8 protein-coding genes are annotated in these 17,791 nt (G+C 45.7%); all 8 read right to left on the bottom strand.

Annotated features, from left to right (window positions below; translation table 11 throughout):
- Positions 1-2 precede the first annotated feature (2 nt).
- Positions 3-2,444 (bottom strand): glycoside hydrolase family 2 TIM barrel-domain containing protein, encoded by a 2,442-nt coding sequence (locus K429_RS0105875; RefSeq protein ID WP_025726324.1) that lies wholly within the window; start codon positions 2,442-2,444, stop codon positions 3-5.
- A gap of 19 nt (positions 2,445-2,463) precedes the next feature.
- Entirely contained in the window at positions 2,464-3,687 is a 1,224-nt protein-coding gene (locus tag K429_RS0105870; RefSeq protein ID WP_025726323.1) for a glycoside hydrolase family 88 protein, read from the bottom strand.
- 149 nt (positions 3,688-3,836) lie between these two features.
- A complete protein-coding gene (locus tag K429_RS0105865) occupies positions 3,837-7,943 on the bottom strand; it encodes a two-component regulator propeller domain-containing protein (protein ID WP_025726322.1) in 4,107 nt (1,368 codons plus the stop codon).
- Between the two features lie 23 nt (positions 7,944-7,966).
- Positions 7,967-9,106: a glycoside hydrolase family 105 protein gene (locus K429_RS0105860; RefSeq protein ID WP_025726321.1), complete on the bottom strand. Its 1,140-nt coding sequence runs from the start codon at positions 9,104-9,106 to the stop codon at positions 7,967-7,969.
- A gap of 116 nt (positions 9,107-9,222) precedes the next feature.
- Positions 9,223-10,005: a DUF4469 domain-containing protein gene (locus tag K429_RS0105855; RefSeq protein ID WP_025726320.1), complete on the bottom strand. Its 783-nt coding sequence runs from the start codon at positions 10,003-10,005 to the stop codon at positions 9,223-9,225.
- A gap of 408 nt (positions 10,006-10,413) precedes the next feature.
- Positions 10,414-12,819, bottom strand: a complete 2,406-nt coding sequence (gene ccsB, locus K429_RS0105850; protein ID WP_025726319.1) for a c-type cytochrome biogenesis protein CcsB — start codon at positions 12,817-12,819, stop codon at positions 10,414-10,416.
- 39 nt (positions 12,820-12,858) lie between these two features.
- On the bottom strand, positions 12,859-13,602 hold the full coding sequence (locus K429_RS0105845; RefSeq protein ID WP_025726318.1) for a phospho-2-dehydro-3-deoxyheptonate aldolase: 744 nt from the start codon (positions 13,600-13,602) through the stop codon (positions 12,859-12,861).
- Positions 13,603-13,776: 174 nt separating this feature from the next.
- A complete protein-coding gene (locus K429_RS0105840) occupies positions 13,777-17,769 on the bottom strand; it encodes an SUMF1/EgtB/PvdO family nonheme iron enzyme (RefSeq protein WP_025726317.1) in 3,993 nt (1,330 codons plus the stop codon).
- Positions 17,770-17,791 lie beyond the last annotated feature (22 nt).

Genomic DNA, 17,791 nt, shown 5'->3' with positions numbered 1-17,791 from the left:
TCTTACTGCACCGTTATAAATGATGTTTGGACTTTATCAGCTTTTACAGCTACACAGGAAGTACCGCCTTGCGTACGAACCCGTATTTGTGCCCGTCCGTTACGTGCCTGTACTTTGCGGGAACCGGTTGCCGTGCCCTGATTCTGTATCAGTTCTCCGTCACCGGCAATATCGAAAGAAACAAAAACTCTGGAATCAAGACACCTGATACCATTACTATCTACCAACTGGGCTTCAACTTCAACAATTCCATCTTCTTTAGGAGTAGAAGTTACCCGGAATGCATGTTCTTTCCCCCACTTCTCGGTCTGATATTCAAAGCTCAATTCATCAGCAAGAGCTTTTTTTCCAGCAGTCACAGCACGCAATGTGTTCTGCCCCTTAGTAAACTTCACATTCCAGCGCAAACCCGCTGCGGGAAAATCCTGACTATTACGCTTGCGTATCCCCTGGCTTTGTCCGTTCACAAACAGTTCCACCGATGGACAGTTAGAGTAAACCAAGACCTCTTTTTCTTCATCGACATCTCCCCATCTCACAGGCCAACCATGCCCATAGATATGAACCATAGGCTTTTCTGTCCAATAGGATTGGAATACGTAATAACTTTCCTTTTTCGTAAAGTCACGTTCCACCACTCCTTTCTGATTCATATATGGTACCGGATTATCCGGACGCACCGGTGTGGAAAAGTCCTTAAACGGCCAATAAGCAGCACCGGTCAGCCAAGGCATATTCTCCTGTTCCTTCAAATGCCAATCTATCAGCTTAACGATATAACTTTCCGACCAGTCTCCTTTCTTCAACACCAGAGCCGAACCGTTCAGAGCTGCATCGCCATCACTTTCACCTTCTTTTCGTATAGGAGCAGTAGCCTCCGCATGACGTCCGGCATGGCTATCACCACCCCACTCTACATGCAGAAAATGTTTTACCTTCTCCATTTCTTCTTTGGACATCTGCTGATAATCTGTATAAACCCCACGATACCAACCGGCCCAGATAGAAGGAGAATATACATCTACAATATCGCTACAGAATGCACAACGGCGAATTGCCGTCTTGCGTTCGGCATCAAGATGATGTGCCAGTGTATTCAACTCACTCATCAGGCTCCGTATCTCGCGTTGTTCAAATTCAGGAAAGTCATTCGGCCAGTCATTCTCATTACCCAATCCCCAGATTATCACTGAAGGGTGGTTATAGTGCTGGGTTATCATATTCGTCAACATACGTTTCGCTTGTCCGCGATAAGTTTCATTCCCCACACCACCACGGCACCAGGGTATTTCTTCCCAAACCAAAATGCCCAGTTCATCACAAAGATTCAAAATGATTTCAGATTGCTGATAATGTCCCAGACGGATGAAATTCCCCCCCATCTCTTTCATCATTTTCATTTCCTGTATCATCTGCTCCTCGGTCATGGCAGCAGCTACTCCCGCATGATCCTCGTGCCGGTGTGTTCCCCGCAACAAGAGGCGCTTTCCATTCAGCATGAAAGGCCCCTTATCTATAAATTCAAAAGAACGGAAACCGAAACGTTCACTCGCTGTCATTTTCTGCCCATTGGCAGTTACAGTAACCTCGCAAGTATATAATACCGGATGATCTACATCCCAGAGCTGTGGTTTATCAATCTGAATATCCAGCATATCCAAATCTCCCAACGGAGTTATTTTATCCAGCGTACGGGTAGATACCGCTTCACCTTTAGCATTCTTCACAGTAACTTCCACCAGTGCTTCACGCACATCTGCAGGATTATAGAATGTACCGGATACCTTTAACATCCCTTTTTTCAATTTAGCGTCCAATGCCGGTTCTATCCGGAGAGAAGCCACGGAGACTTCCGGAAGATACACCAGATTCAGATAACGGTAAATGCCGCCATACAAATTGAAGTCCGATAAATCCGAAGGTATCATTTCAGCATCCCGGGTATTATCACAACGAATACTTAATGGAATTTCACCTCCAAAACGTTCAGCATCTTTGCTTGCCAGAAAAGCTCGCACGGCATCTGTTATATCTACATTCCAACTATCATATCCACCGACATGACTACCTACTTTGGTCATATAAACATATACATCCGTCTTCTGTCCCGCTCCTTCGAATTCCAATACCATCCGTCCGTCAGGATATGGATTATCCAGCTTCAGGCGTGTTTTATACCACCCCGGTCCCTGATAGTAATTCAAATCCGGATCGACAGCATCCTCCGCATTAAAGCAGTGGGGCAACGCAACTTTTGTCCATATAGGTTGTTCCTCCGGCTGGCCTTTCTTTATAGGGCGTACCAGTTCCCAGATATTGCCCGCATCCTGACGGAGAAACTCCCAGTTATCCGTTAACCGGATCTTATTGCCCGTCACAGGTACCTTCGCAAAGGTACCTGCAACAAAGCAACTCATCACTAACAATGCAATTATACGTCTCATACCTATTGATTCTCCACGTTTACAGAATAGCCGTACCTTCTTTCTCTAATTTAGCTTTCTTGAGCAAAGCTTCCAGGAAGTAATAGTCTGCATAAACCAAAGGCACGTCTCTCTCAAAGTTGTGTGCACCTGTGCTGTGCAGTAGTAAAAATCCACGGTCACCATCTAATTGCGCACGATAGTTCTTGCTTAAGCTCTCAACAATCGTATCCGCCCATTTCTTGTATAATGCTGCTTTCTCCGGATTATACATGGACAATTCGTACATGGCACAAGCCATCACTGCGGCAGCAGAAGCATCTCTCGGTTCGTTCGGAATACCCGGAGCATCAAAGTCCCAATATGCAACCATATCTTCCGGCATGGTAGGATTGGTAAAGATGTAATTGGCTATATTCTCAGCCTGCGACAAGAATTCCGGAAGTTTCGTTTCACGATAACACATGGTATAGCCATACAAACCCCATGCCTGACCTCTTGACCAGGCAGATTCGTGATTGTATCCCTGGTGCGTATGCTTATGAAGCACGTCTCCGGTGATTGTATCATAATCGATTACATGATAAGAACTATAATTATCGCGGAAATGATTTTTCATTGTAGTGCGTGCATGTGTATTTGCAATGTTATAATACACAGAGTCACCCGTTTCCTTAAATGCCCAGTACAGCAATTCAAGGTTCATCATATTATCGATAATAACCGGACATTGCCACTTGTTGCGGCTGTGATCCCAAGAACGGATACAACCAATTGTTGGCTTATAGCGGGTAATCAATGTGGCTGCAGATTCCAACAGGATATTTTTGTAGTTTGCATCATTGGTCAGGCGATAACCGTTACCAAAACTACAATACATTTTGAATCCCATGTCATGCGTTCCGCCATTCGTTTTCTGATCTTCTATATTAGCAGTAAATGCCTGTGCCTGCTTCTTCCAGAAATCATCTTGTGTATACTCATACATATACCACAATTCACCGGGAAAGAAACCACTGGTCCAGTCTCTTGATGCTACCAGGCGCAAGGCACCGTTATCTTCTATCGTGCGGGGAGAAATCGGTTTCCTCTTCAGTTGTTCTTCCGGCATGCTTGCTTTAGCAGAATCTATTTGCGTAAATGCATACTTCAACTGCTGTCCGGCAAAATCAAAACTGTCTTTTACGACATCCGTTTCTTTTGTCGCTTGGCTGCATGCTCCACATACGACCAATAATGATACTAATCCTGTTTTAAATTTCATAATAATTATTCTTACTAATGTTGATATTGATTTAAAGATTAAATTCTCCATAAAAAGATTGCGCTAAGATAGGCGATTTATCTTAGCGCAACTTTCAATATTGTCTTATTCATTTGAGATTCTATTCCAAACGATATGCAAAACAGAAGCTATTTGGGAGTTTCTCCCTTATCATTATGCCTTTGTACCCACTCTGAAGGTGAATAGCCATAAAATGACTTGAAGCAGTTGGTGAAATAAGCATGACTATTGAAGCCTGTGTAGACCGATATTTCAGAAACCGTATAACTGGATTCCAACAAGAGTTTGGCAGCTATCTCCAAACGTTTATTACGTATCAACTCTGTTGGAGAAAGTTCCGTTACCGCTTTCAGTTTCCGGTACAGGTTGGCACGACTCAGACCTAACTCCTGGCTCAACAAGTCCACTCCAAGCTCCGGATTAGAGATATTTTTCTCTATAATCTCAAAGAAACTCTGCGTAAACCGATCATCCCCCGAAACAATCTCGATGCCCATCGCTTCCGGAGAGAACTTCTTTCCATATAGTTTCTTCAGTTTCTCACGGGATTCCAGCAAACTGTTGATACGGCAAATCAGCACATCCATACTGAAAGGCTTCACGATATAGTCATCGGCTCCCACCGAAAAGCCTTCCTTGATATGAACCACCATGGACTTGGCCGTCATCAGTACTACCGGAATATGCCCAAGCTGTAAATCCTGCTTCACACGTGAACACAGTTCCAGTCCGTCCATCTGCGGCATCATGATATCACTCAGTATCAAATCCGGATATTTCTCCAGACTCAGTTCCAGTGCATCCTTACCATTGTTTACATCCAGCACATAGAAATAAGGATCCAGACATTCTTTGACGTAAGCTCTTACTTCATCATTATCTTCCGCCAGAAGTACAGTCCACTTCTTCTCTATCTCAAAGTGCATTTCCTTGGCTGACGGGATAACGTCCTCCACTACCTGCTCTTCATCATCCTCCACCAATTGCTCCTTGCCGTAGACAGAATTGCTGATCGGAATATAAACTTTGAAGATCGTACCCGTAGGCTGATTATGGGATACGGAAATAGTGCCTTTATGCAGAAGCACGATTGAGCGTGTCAGACTCAGACCGATACCCGTACCCACATTCTCTTTATTGTCATCTTCACCCTGATAAAAAGGTGCAAATATATTCTTCATATCTTCCTCCGTAATACCCTTCCCGGAATCGGTAACCGAGAGACAGGCAAACCGGGTATCGGCAGGCATCTTATTCAATTCTGCCTGCTGTTCCGGCGGAAGTTCGGCAAAGGTACACCGGGACAATGAGAACACAACTTTACCATTATTCGGAGTAAACTTCATCGCATTGGACAAGAGATTAAAGACCACCTTTTCCACGATAGACTTATCAAACCATGCCGACATTCTCTCTTCACTCTTCTCAAAAGTAAATTCTATGGATTTCTTTGCTGCAAGATGGTTAAAGGCATAGTAAATCTCTTGCAGGAACAGATTCATATCCGTTTTGGCAATATGCAATTTCAATTTACCCTCCTGGTTCTTGCGCAGATCCATCAACTGATTCACGAGCAGCAATAGGCGTTGAGCATTACTGAATATCAGGCTCAGCTTATTCTTCACACTGGAAGAGAATTCCGGCATAGACACCAGATCCTGTAAAGGTGCAATAATCAATGTAAGCGGAGTGCGGAGTTCATGGGAGAAATTGGTAAACATACGTATCTTCGCCTGATGGAACTCTTCCAGTTGCAGTTTCTCCTTCTGTTTGAATTGCAATTCACGCTCCAGCTTTTGCTTCTTCGATATATAATACATGATGAGTGTCATTATAAAGACAAAAGCAATGGCATAAAACAGGTAAGCATACCAGGTTTTCCACAAGGGTGGATGCACAATGATGCGTATCTTACGTGTCTGTTGACTCCAGACTCCATCATTATTAGAAGCCTTCACTTCAAATACATAGGTTCCCGGACTTAAGTTTGTATAGTAGGCTTCCCGACGATTGCCAATATAATTCCAATCTTTATCGTAGCCTTTCAGGAAAGTGGCATACTGATTCTGCCGGGCAAAAACAAAGTTCAGTGCACAGTAACCGATAGAGATATTATTCTGATTATAACTCAACTCTATTTCTTCCATACCATCCAGCACTGTGTCCAATATTCCGGTTTCATCTTCCGGTTCAATCATCTGGTTATTCACTACCAACTTCGTGAATACCAATGGCGGTACAAAAGAATTTAATTGCAACTCCTGCGGACTAAATGTCACAAAGCCATTGTTACCGCTAAAGCAGATTTCTCCATTGGGCAGTAATAAACCACTATGGGGAGTAAACTCATAGACTCCGATGCCATTCAGAGAATTGTAATTGGTAAACTCCTCTGTTTTCAGATTGTATTTCGAAATGCCATTGCTCGCACTGATCCATAGGTTATTGTCGCTATCTTCCACAATGGAGCAAATATCATTCTCTATCAATCCCTGTTCCTTCGTTACGGTCTTTACTATTCCTTTTTCTTCCTCGTACAAAGCAATACCGCCGCCGAACGTACCAATCCAGATACGACCGGAACTATCACGCACAATACCCGTCACATAATTACTAAGCAACCGATGAGGCTCTTTCTCATCCGTATCATAGTAAACCACCTCTTCCCTATTTACATCGTACTTTATCAGACCATCATTACGGCTGCCAATCAACATTACCCCATCACGCAACTTCAGTATGCAGCGCGAACTGGCAAACAGACAACTGTCCTTTCCGCCATTAATAGGAAAGTGTTTCTGAAGTTCCTTTTTATCCGACAAGCGCATCACTCCCATACGCGAATCGGAAGTTATAATCCACAGACTATCATCCTTATCACGAAGCATGGAATAAATGGACATTTCCCCCGGCAACTGATAATAGAACGTATATTTCTTAGTACGGGTATTGAATTGATAGATAGATCCCTTATTCGTTCCGCACCAAAGTATATCATCTTCCAACAGAAGCCCTTTTATAATATTCTGACTGTACTGCAACTTTGAAGCTTTATCTATCGGATAATATGCATATTGCCTGTTTTCCAGATTATAATCGAGCAGCCCCCTGCCCTCCGTTGCCATATATAAAGAACCGCCGGGAGTGGAAACCATACAACCGTATATCCCAAACAATGCATCAAACACCGTAGCAGGATCATGGAAATCAAAGCGGTTGTTAAAGCGGCTGGAGAAACTCACTCCGCCGGCATACGTCCCCACCCATACCGTCTGACTCCTGTCTACAAACAATGAATAAATGGAAAAGTGGCTCAGATTCCCCTTTTCAAGGGAAGCATCCGTATGTTTCCAGAAAGAATTAGTGGAGAGGTCGATGGTATATAGCCCGTCGAACGTACCGATAAGCAACATTCCGCGCAACTCCGATATGGCTCTGACGCTATTGCTCGTCAGAATACTGTTGCCCTTATGATAGGTCACCATTTCCTCTTTCTCAAAGTTTATGCGATACAATCCGCTCAGTCCGCTTCCCACCCATAACGTTCCGTTTGAATCTTCATAGATAGTAGAGATACTATTGCCAAGCAGATGAAGTCCCGGCGTCCGGGTGGTCAGCTGCCGTTGCACTTTCATGTTCATATCGCAGACAAACAGGCCTTTCGTAGAAGTACCTATCAGAATCTGATGCTGCTTCGTTTCGTAGACTACAGAGATAAATTCATCTTTGATCTTCCCGTTCAGGTCTATACGCTGAAATACATCCATTGCAGGCACATACAGGTACAGCCCCTTGGTAGTTCCTATCCAAAGGCGATTACGGGAGTCTACCGTCAGGCAGCGTACTTCACTTTTGGCAAAAGCACCGTATCGTTCGTCAACAAACGGTTTGATACGGTTGGTTTTCAGGTCGAGTTTATTCAATCCGCGTGCCGTACCAACCCACAAATTGCGGTCGTTATCTTCGGCTAAACTCCAGATATGATTATCACTCAGGGTCAGAGAGTCTTTCGGATCATGTTTATAGATCACGAACTCACTGCCATCATAACGATTCAATCCGTTGCGCGTACCAAACCAGATGAAACCTTTGGTATCCTGGAATATTTTAAGCACAGAGATCTGAGACAAACCATCTTTCAGATTCAGGTTTGAGAAATAGAAGTTCTCATTATTCTGCGCGGTTACTTCCAGGGTTGCTAACAAGGTTATCAGCAAAAGAATATGTTTTCTCATAGGTCAAAAAAAATGTGATAGGCTTATTTCGTCAACAACTCCGTAGCGCACCATAACAATGGAGCATGAGCGTGCAGGTCACCGGTGATTTGTTTGCGGTTCATGTAATGGTTCTTGTCATTCTTGATATTGGTTCCCTCGCATACGTTTGTTACCTCGTCTTCATCATTGATATATGAGACCAATGCCAACCATCCTTTTGTGGCGGCAGGAGCATAGGTTTTCTTATCGAGCCAACCGTGTTTCACACCCACCAGCATGGCATAGGTGAACATTGCCGTGCCGGAAGTCTCTTTATACGAAGCGGGTTCATCGATCAACTGGTGCCACATTCCATCGGGGTCCTGATTTTCGAGTAAAGTAGCCATCATCTTTTTATAGGCTTTCATAATAACCGGACGGTTCGGATTATCCTTCGGAAGTACGGAAAGCAGACGGGACATTCCGGCAGCCATCCAACCATTGCCACGTGCCCAGAAGAAAGGAGCTGTGGGGGCGTGATAGAAAAGGCCGTTCGGTCGTTGTATCTTCTCCAGGTACATCGCCATTTCAGCAGCGGCGCGGTCTATATACTTCCGGTCACCCGTAGCCAGATAGGCTTGCGATTGTATGGTGGTTATCATAAACATGTCATCAATCCATACGCGCGTTTGCCAAGAATAGCCCTGCTCGGCATACGCTATCTCCTCCGGCTTGGCATCGGCAGGAACTTCCCATTGGGTATCGGCATATTTCATTCCGAGATCGAAATATTTCCGGTCGCCCAACTTCTGCATATAGATTTCGAGGGGAACAGCACCCACCACGTTATAGTCTACGTGCACCATGCGGGGAAGCATATTCTTTTCTGTAGTAAACAAGGGTTCAAAGCGTTCCTTCAGCCGCTGCTGCATATCTTTATTCTTCACGGCTTTGCTGAACCATAAGGCGCCCAACCAGGTGCAGGCATCAGGATAAGTCACATAATTGGGAGCTTTTTCCGCCCGCGGATTTCCAAAGCGGGTATGAGGGGTGACCAGGAACTTATTGACTATGCGCGTACCTATCACTTTCGGATCGGCATCTTTCATACGTTTCTTCAAATCGGCATCCTGGGCGTTCATTGTTCCACACCAGCCTGAAAAGGCGGCAAATAGGATAAGTAAGATCTTGTGCGTCTTCATTCCATAGTATTGTTAGCAGATTAATAACTATGGCAAAATTAGGGAATTTGGGTCTGAAGGGTTTGAAAGATCGTTCCAAAAGCTTGAACTATTAGCTCAAAATAGCGTATATAGGCCTATCTCACAGCATCTTCCTCTTCTGCCGGTTCCTCGCCCACCCTAAGCACTTTATGGTCCACCCACCGTACCGGTTCTTTCAGCGGTGTAGGTTTGGTGCAGCACTGCGAACTGACGGCCAGGCGATAGGTTCCATCGGGCAAATCTTTGGGCAGACGGAAGAAAAGATGCGAACGGGTGTTCATACTCCCCAACTCTGCGGCAGGGAAATGGTGTATCACTTCTTCTGTTTCCGCATCCAGCAGTTCCACTCCGCGCAGGGGCGAATCACCGTTCATCAGCAGCAGGCGTCCTTTGAGAAAGACGTAACCTCCAGGGGTGAGACGTTCATTGTGCGTGCCACTCTCCATATCGCGTATATCGAAGATGAAGGGGCCTCGTTGAAGGGAGTTTTCTACGTGGAAGAGAGGGTCTTCGAATGCTTTTTTCAGTTCGGTGCTCAAAGCGTAAGAGAGCGATGCCTGGTTCTGTGCACGGGCGGCAGGGTTGATGCGGTTGAAATTCCACATACCACGCACGACGGGGGTGAGCCGTCCCATAGGCGTGTTCAGGGCATAGCCGTCTACAAGCGCGTCGCGGGCAACGGACATGAGTTGGTTTACAATCAGTTCGGTGTCGGCGGCACGGTAGATACCCCGGCTGTTTTCTTCGAGGATAAGTGCCAGGTCGTGTACATCGAGTGTGCCCCGCAGTACGGCACGGGGATGGAGGTCGTCACCTTCTTTCAGGTTGTAGTGCTGGAGGCGGACACCCCATTCTACACGTTTCTTGTATTTAGCCATAATGATGGAAAAGTTTTATTCAGAGAGGTAAAGGTAGGCAATGCGTGTGAGAGTATGATGGTAGTAGCGGTTAAAGTGTGTGAAAGGGTAAGGAAGAAGTTTATATATGCTTTGATATAGTATTTTATATCGATACATATATTAAATTATATCGAGCGGTATATTTATTTATACCGAGTGATATAAATAAATATATGGAATGGTATAATTTAATATATCGATTGATATAATTTCGTATATCATATGATATGTATACTTCATCCTTAGGCTGTAGGAAGGTATGAGACGCTAAGAAACGGCACACTTGCTAGAAAGGAGATTAAGGAGTTATATAAATGATAATTTAGGGATGAATGGGTACGCGTTCGTCCGCCCAATCCGCGTCGTCCGCGTACCTATCTCTAACTATCATTTCCCAAAACGCACCCGCCTATACCCTGCATAAATCATCAGCGCAAAAGCACAGGCGTACGTAATGAAGACGGCAGTCAGTCCCGGCGGTGTATCACCTCCGCCATACGAATGAAGGCCGGACAGGTAGTAGTTCACACCGAAGTAAGTCATCAGTACCGAAGCAAGGCCCAGTACGGACATGACACTGAATGCATAATCCGAACGAAGAGCGGGAAGAAAGCGTGCATGCAGGATAAAAGCATAAACCACCATCGTAATCAATGCCCAAGTCTCTTTAGGGTCCCAGCCCCAATAACGTCCCCACGACTCATTTGCCCAAACAGCACCGAGGAAGATGCCTGCCGTCAGCAGATAAAGCCCTATATGCAGGGACATTTCATTGATGATGCGGAGTTCACGGATATGGGGCTGCAACAAGGCTACTTTCGACGGATTGCCGGCACTCATGAATGCAAGGGTAAGCAGACCGAGCAGGAAACTGATACCGAAGAAGCCATAACTTGCCGTAATTACAGCCACATGTATCATCAGCCAATAAGACTTCAACACCGGAACCAGAGGAGTGATTTCGGGGTCCATGAAGTTCAGGTTGGCAACAAACAGGATGATACCTGCAAAGAAAGCCGCCAAAGCCAACGTCATGGAGGAACGCTTGATAAACAAAAGTCCCGCCAACGCTGTAGCCCAGGCTACATATATCATGGACTCATAAGCATTGGCCCAGGGAGCACGCCCGGATATGTACCAACGGATACCGATTCCGGAAGTATGCAACAAGAAGATCAGCACGACCAATGCCACCAAAGGAATGATAGCGGTTTTAACCCAGCGTCTGGGTTTCAGCAACTGCCCTACCACGAATATCAACAATAACAGTCCGACCGCCATATAACCCATAGCCGACCAGAAGAATAAACGTGCTTTATTATAAAACAGTTCCCACGACACTTGCTTCTCCGTCAGCAAAGGTGTGGCGCTCTGCTTCTGTTGATACACGTTCATCATGGAAAGTACCTCTCCTGCGCTCTCCCATGTACCGGTACGCAAGGCATCAGAAGCTTCTCTCAGATACCACGGCATGATTTTCGATACGAACAGAGAGTCTTTCCCGGAATACACACTTAAATCATCTCCCGGAGAATACCATTTGCCACTCGTATCTCCCGGCAACGGGAATAGTGCAAACATCTTTCCTTGTTGCAGGGAATACAGGATATTAATCTTTTCGTCCAGCTTCAACAGGTCCTTTTCAAGCCGCGAACGTTCGGCTGCCGGACGGGAATATGCCTTGTCTACGGCATCGGAAATCAGATAGCTGCCATCTTCACTGAATACATCAAAGAAACGGATGTATTTACCTTCAGGCAGAGAATAGGCTTGCGGCAATTCTTTATTAGTCTGGCGGATAAAAGGAATATTTCCCCAGTAAGACGGATTCATAAGAAAACCGATAATGACTTGTTCGGAACTAAGTCCTTCGAAAGTATCGCTACGGTAGATCTTGCGCAAGAGTTTGTTCGTATAAGTATCTACAGGTTCAATACGGCCTGTAGGACATTGTATCTGCATTCGTCCCCATTGCTCAGCCTGTTCGGCAGGGATGGTATTCTTCAGCAGATGTTCCGTTTCTGCCTTTTGCGCAAAGGAAAGGGTGGGAAGAAAAGCCAGTAGCAAAAGAGGAGTCACCCGTTTCAATTGTTTTGCCAGTTGGCGGAAATGAGACTTTTTATCTGCCAGGGTCAGCAGCATACCGGCAAGCAGCAACAGATATCCGGCATACGTAATACCTGTTCCTGCCGTATCATTATTGACGGTCAAGATGGTGCCCTGTTCATCGGCATCATAGGAGGACTGGTAGAGCCGGTATCCCTGCTCATAAATCACCTTATTCATGTAGATGTGTTCGCTCCGTTCTCTCTCTTCCGTATGAATGGTAAGGAAACTCTCAAAAGAAGAAGGGCTGTGAGAACCGGGATAACGAACCAACTTAAAGTCATCCAAGCGGATGGAAAAAGGCAACGGGCGTTGGTCTTCCGTTGTACGCATTTGGGACACGGTTTCTCCTTCCCTGATATGCACAATTCCCTCAAAACCAAACATATTGGTCACTAATGCTCCCAACAAGATTACAATAAAGGAGATATGCAACAGTAAGACTCCATATTTGCGCTGGCTCCACAGACGGGCTTGCCAGGCAGTAGCACAGAAATTGAGAATCAAAAGAAATTGCAGAAGATAGAAAAGCGGATTGTTATAGATTATTTCCCTTGCCATCGCCGTCCCTTGCGCCTTCTCGACAAAAGTTGCGGCAGCCAGCAGGATCACATAATGCACCAGCAATATCAATGTTATCTTCCACGAGGTGAACATTGCTTTCAGGGAGGAGCTTACTTTTTTCATGTGCGGATATATCCTTTCAATTGTTTTATGATCTATCTGTCATTCTATTGAAACATTCAACGTAGCCAACAATTCTGCAAGTGCCGGTGGCGTCAGTTGCTGGGCAGCATCAGAAAGAGCTTTCTGCGGACAGCAATGCGACTCGATAAACAGACCGTCGGCGTGCAAAGATATGGCTTTCTCGCAAATAGCCGCCAATAATTCACGTTTTCCTCCGATATGGCTCGGATCACAGTAGAAAGGCAATTCAGGAAAATGAGTATGAAAACGTTCCGCCAATTCCCAAAGGGGGGCATTGCGGTAAGGAGAACTATCTACCGTGCAAAAGCCACGATGAATGATGCGGATGTCTTTCAGTCCGGCCTGTTGAAGGCGTTCTACCGCACCAATCCATAAGTCTACGTCGGGACATACAGGATTCTTCACCCATACCGGCATATCGCACCCGCGCAGGGCTTCGGCCAGTTCGTGCATCATAAAAGGGTTGACCGTAGTACGTGCACCAATCCAGATCATATCCAGACCGGCTTTCTGTACAGCTTCCACGTGGCAGGGAAGTGCCACCTCAGTCATAACCCGAAGTCCCAGCTCCTGTTGTATCTCTCGCATCCAATCCAGTCCTTTTTCGCCAACTCCCTCAAATGTTCCACAGCGCGAACGGGGCTTCCACAAGCCGGCACGCAGAATGCCAACGCCCATCTCTTTCAATCCTCTTGCTGTTTCCAACATCTGTTTACGACTTTCCGCACTACACGGACCGGCCACTAAACCTATAGTTTTCATATTTACTTATATAGTAGCTACAACAGCCACGGGCTACAAGCTACGAGTACCTTTCGGCATAGTAACCGAAGTATCTCAGTTCTCCTCCTGGGAGGAGGGGAATTGAGATAGTCTATAAATAACACGCCAAAAGGCACTCGTAGCTTGTAGCTCGTAGTTGGTGTAGCTTATTCTCTAATCTTCGATAATCACACGGAAACCTACATTATATACTTTCTGCCAAGGCAGATACGATCTGCGGTAGTATGTGGTGGACGCTTTCGGATGATCATTCCATGATCCGCCTCTAACCACTTTCTCCGTACCCGTACCTTGCGTCTTTTCATTGTAAGGATAAGGCAGATAATCAGAGGATGTCCATTCGGCAACATTACCCTGCATGTCATAGAGTCCCCACGCGTTAGCCTGGTATCCACCGCCTTTCACCATCAGCATATTGCCGTCATCCACACCATTTTCTTTAGGTTGATAAGTGTAGTACTTGTACCAAGGATCATTTTCCCGCATCGGCATCGGATTCACTCCTTTTACCGCCATCAGATTCAAATGCTTGTCAGCCAGATTCTCAAACTTACCAAAGTCTGTGTTTAAAGAACCATACCAGAACTCACCGTCGCTACCTGCACGGCAGGCCCACTCCCACTGAACCTCGGTAGGAAGAGTAACAGTCTTACCGGTCTTTTCACTCAGTTTCTTGCAGAATGCCATTGCCTCTTCCCAGCTCACACGGATAGCAGGCTGTTCAGGGTTATTGGCAGGATAGCCTTGGTGTACATGATCTTTCCATAATTGGCGGATGAAGCGGCTGTCATGTTCCGGGAAGATTGTGCGGAACTGTTCATTGCTGACTTCGATCTCACCCATCCAGAATCCTTTCTTCACAACTTGCTTATGAGCAGGAGAGTAATCGGAATGACCTCTGTTACTACCCATCACAAATGAACCGGCAGGAACACGGACAAAATTCATCTTTACACCCGGAGCTAATTCAATGCTCATTTTCGTTTCTCCTTCTTTGGCAAGCATAGTCTGGGCAGCGGCTTTATCAAACGGCCAGCCTTTGACTTTTACATCCTTGTCTTTATACTCCTTCTTTTCCGGTTTCACTGGAGCCGGTTTCTCTTGTCCTTCCAAGTATTTAGCATACGACCGGATCTCAGCCTGCCAGTCTACACCGGAGCGGGCATATTTCTCCGTCAATTCCGTACGGCGGCTGATTTGTTCCACTCCCTTAAATTCATTGGCTTTAAACTTGCCATGATAAGGAGCATTGAAGTCAATCCAGTTGTACAGAGCTTGCCATTCTTTGTCAGTCAGTTCCACTCCATGATGTCCCGTCTTCAATATCTTAATCAACGGACTCACGGAAGCATGATATTCATACGGATCGAGCACTTCAATCTCCGCTTCCGGACCTTGACGGTACACATAAGGATGCAGATTCAAGTAACTGACTCCGAAACCGGAGAACTTATCTATCTTCCCACCTGTAAAGTCAGCCAGTTTATTGGAACCATCGTGGCAGGCGATACAAGCACGATCCAGCACAGGTTGTACTTCCAGATCGAAAGTGAAAGAACGTACTCCACCTTCCGGCTTCGTAATTTCATGGGGCGCCATAGCCGAAGCTTTCACACGTTTCGGTATAGGCAATTGATTCTGGTCTTCGTGGCAACCTACACAAGAAACAGTTTCTCCCGGCATACCGGTCAGCCAGCTACGCATCCACTGAATGGCACGTCCTTCCGAATCCAACGGCTGCAATGAGATCGGGGTATTGGCAGGAATCTTAAATATCGCAGAACCGTCTTCTTCTACAGGAACGGTACCCAACAAACGCTTGATATCCCAACCACTCTGAACACCTTGCGCCCAATGGTCGGACGGAGTTCTGTTATAAGCATATTCATAAGCAAGCACACGGAATGCTTTTACTGTACCACGGGGCACACCTTCCAGGCCTTCACCCTCGTATATATCCTGAATGAATACGGTAGCCTCTTTACTGGCCAGATTAATCTTTTCAGGAATCACCGGAGGTACCGGACGCTGCACAACCGGAGTCGGGCAAATAAGACCTTCCCCTTCAAATTCGGCAATCAACGTGAGGTTATCGTATATATCAATCAGATAGACTCCCCACAGGGCACTTTCATTCAGCTTAGCAGTAACCAGGAAATATTTATCCGTCAATGGATAAGGCTTGATAAACTGAGGCCATACGCCATCCACCAAACGGTCTTTTACAATCGGTTCTATCTTACGGTCGCGGAAAGGCAATTCCTGTAACATACCTTTCTCTGATTTACGGCTCTTTGAAGGATCAAACAACATCAAACGACCGGAACGTGTCACACCATGGTGACCGGAAATCACACCGATAAACTGTGATGAACCACCGGGCAGCGGTTTGGCATCGAACGTACTGTTCGGGAAGTAAGAGCCACTACCATACAAAGACTTCTGCTCCGTTCCGTCCGGATTCATGTGCATTACAAAGCGAGAGAAATAGTGAGTCAAATCCGTATATTCCCAACGTGTGTACATGATACGGCCATTATTCATAACCGTTGGCGCCCAGTTAGCATCCTGGTCAAAAGTCAGACGACGCAAAGAACCATCTTTCGGATCATACAGGCACATATTACCTACCTCATCATTACCATTCACACAAGGTACACCGTTATAACCGATATTGGATACAGCGATAAGCTTGCCGGAAGGCAAATAAGTGGCATCAAAGAATTCCAGATCTTTTTCCGGGGTTTCTATGAGCTTCTTCAAACCGGTACCATCCAGTTTCACTTCAAATACTTGCCAGCGGCGGTCGGTATCTACCATAGAGAACATCAGGCGTTCAGCATCCCAATGTAGTTTCAAATCAGGAACAGAAGAACCGTTGGTAGGTTTAAAGATAGTACGAGTCTTAACATCTCCACGTAAGTTGGATAACTCTGCAATCTCAGCATTAAAACCACCGCGTGGAGCGGAAGTCTGGTTAGACCAGTTGTTATTCTGAGTACCCAGAGCACGCGGATTCACCTGACGGGCAGAAGTACCTATCTTATAACGACCGACAATGATCTTATCCATATCCAACGCTGTATTTGCCAGCAAGATATCACGCTTCAGTTGCAAAGCTTTGTTGGCAGCTTCCAGGGCAGAAGCCTCATTCTTATAAATGCCGGAGAATCCTTTTCCGGTCAGTAGCTTCAGTTCAGCAAGCTTAGCCTGGTTCGCATTCTTATCATAACCGGCATCTTTTGCCATATCGTTATAAGCTTCTTCAATGGCACGCATATTCAGCCAACTCAAGGACTCCTGCAACTGATATACTTTCATAGCCTCCTGTGCCAGATTCAAATAGCCGATAACCTGATCATCCAAAGTAGGTTTAGAAGCAATCTGGGCAACTTGTACTGTAAAATAGGATTTATCATTCAGCAAATTAATAACTTCCGTCGCTATATGCTTTTCGATACTGGCATCATGGGTTGTAACCAGTGCTTTCATATCGCTTCCGCCGAATGGCAGAAACAAAGTAGCCTCAGTCGGATATTTAGCAACGATATCCGAAGCAGCTTCCGCGCCGGTAATCCCTTGGAGACGGAAAATCACCGTACCCGCAGAAGAGCGGTTCTCCAATCCGATCTCTGCCTCAAAGCGGGTATATTTCTTATCCAGAGGAACCACGATTTGCGCATTGGCATTCGCCATGATCGTGCGTTTATAGGTTTTGCCTTTCATGACTACATCCTGTCCCTTGGCATTCTCATTAAAACGCAGACTGCCGCTACCTGTTTTCTTGAAAATACTTTTCAGGTCGTTCAACCAAACAGAAGAGCCATCTGCCGCCACTAATTTAGCATTTGCCCATACAGCCTGATCATCTCCTGTACCATCTACAGTACCCCAGGTATAAAGCACCATTTCATCCAGTCCGGTTATATCCGCCGAGAAAGGCACTGCCGCCTCTTTTGCCTTAATCACCTTCGATGCAATCGGCAAACAGGTCTTTTGCATTTCCGCATGGGCCTGATTCTTAGCCGCAGCAATGCTTTCCGCCCACGTAGCAGGCGCTTTCACCTTCGCACTCGCCCTTCGCTGTGCCATAGTGGGAAGCGACAAGGCAATGCATACAGACATTACTAATAATTTCTTATTCATAATACTTTGTTCTAAAGTTAAT

The sequence above is a fragment of the Bacteroides sp. 14(A) genome (assembly GCF_000526555.1).
GTDB lineage: Bacteria > Bacteroidota > Bacteroidia > Bacteroidales > Bacteroidaceae > Bacteroides > Bacteroides cellulosilyticus.
The sequence above is the reverse complement of the archived record's forward strand: the minus strand, read 5'-3'. Positions and strand labels throughout refer to the sequence as shown.

Coding starts and splice junctions, on each gene's coding strand:
- K429_RS0105870 (WP_025726323.1), bottom strand. CDS start 3,687: ATGAAATTTAAAACAGGATTAGTATCATTATTGGTCGTATGTGGAGCA.
- K429_RS0105845 (WP_025726318.1), bottom strand. CDS start 13,602: ATGAAAACTATAGGTTTAGTGGCCGGTCCGTGTAGTGCGGAAAGTCGT.
- K429_RS0105860 (WP_025726321.1), bottom strand. CDS start 9,106: ATGAAGACGCACAAGATCTTACTTATCCTATTTGCCGCCTTTTCAGGC.
- K429_RS0105865 (WP_025726322.1), bottom strand. CDS start 7,943: ATGAGAAAACATATTCTTTTGCTGATAACCTTGTTAGCAACCCTGGAA.
- K429_RS0105855 (WP_025726320.1), bottom strand. CDS start 10,005: ATGGCTAAATACAAGAAACGTGTAGAATGGGGTGTCCGCCTCCAGCAC.
- K429_RS0105840 (WP_025726317.1), bottom strand. CDS start 17,769: ATGAATAAGAAATTATTAGTAATGTCTGTATGCATTGCCTTGTCGCTT.
- K429_RS0105875 (WP_025726324.1), bottom strand. CDS start 2,444: ATGAGACGTATAATTGCATTGTTAGTGATGAGTTGCTTTGTTGCAGGT.
- ccsB (WP_025726319.1), bottom strand. CDS start 12,819: ATGAAAAAAGTAAGCTCCTCCCTGAAAGCAATGTTCACCTCGTGGAAG.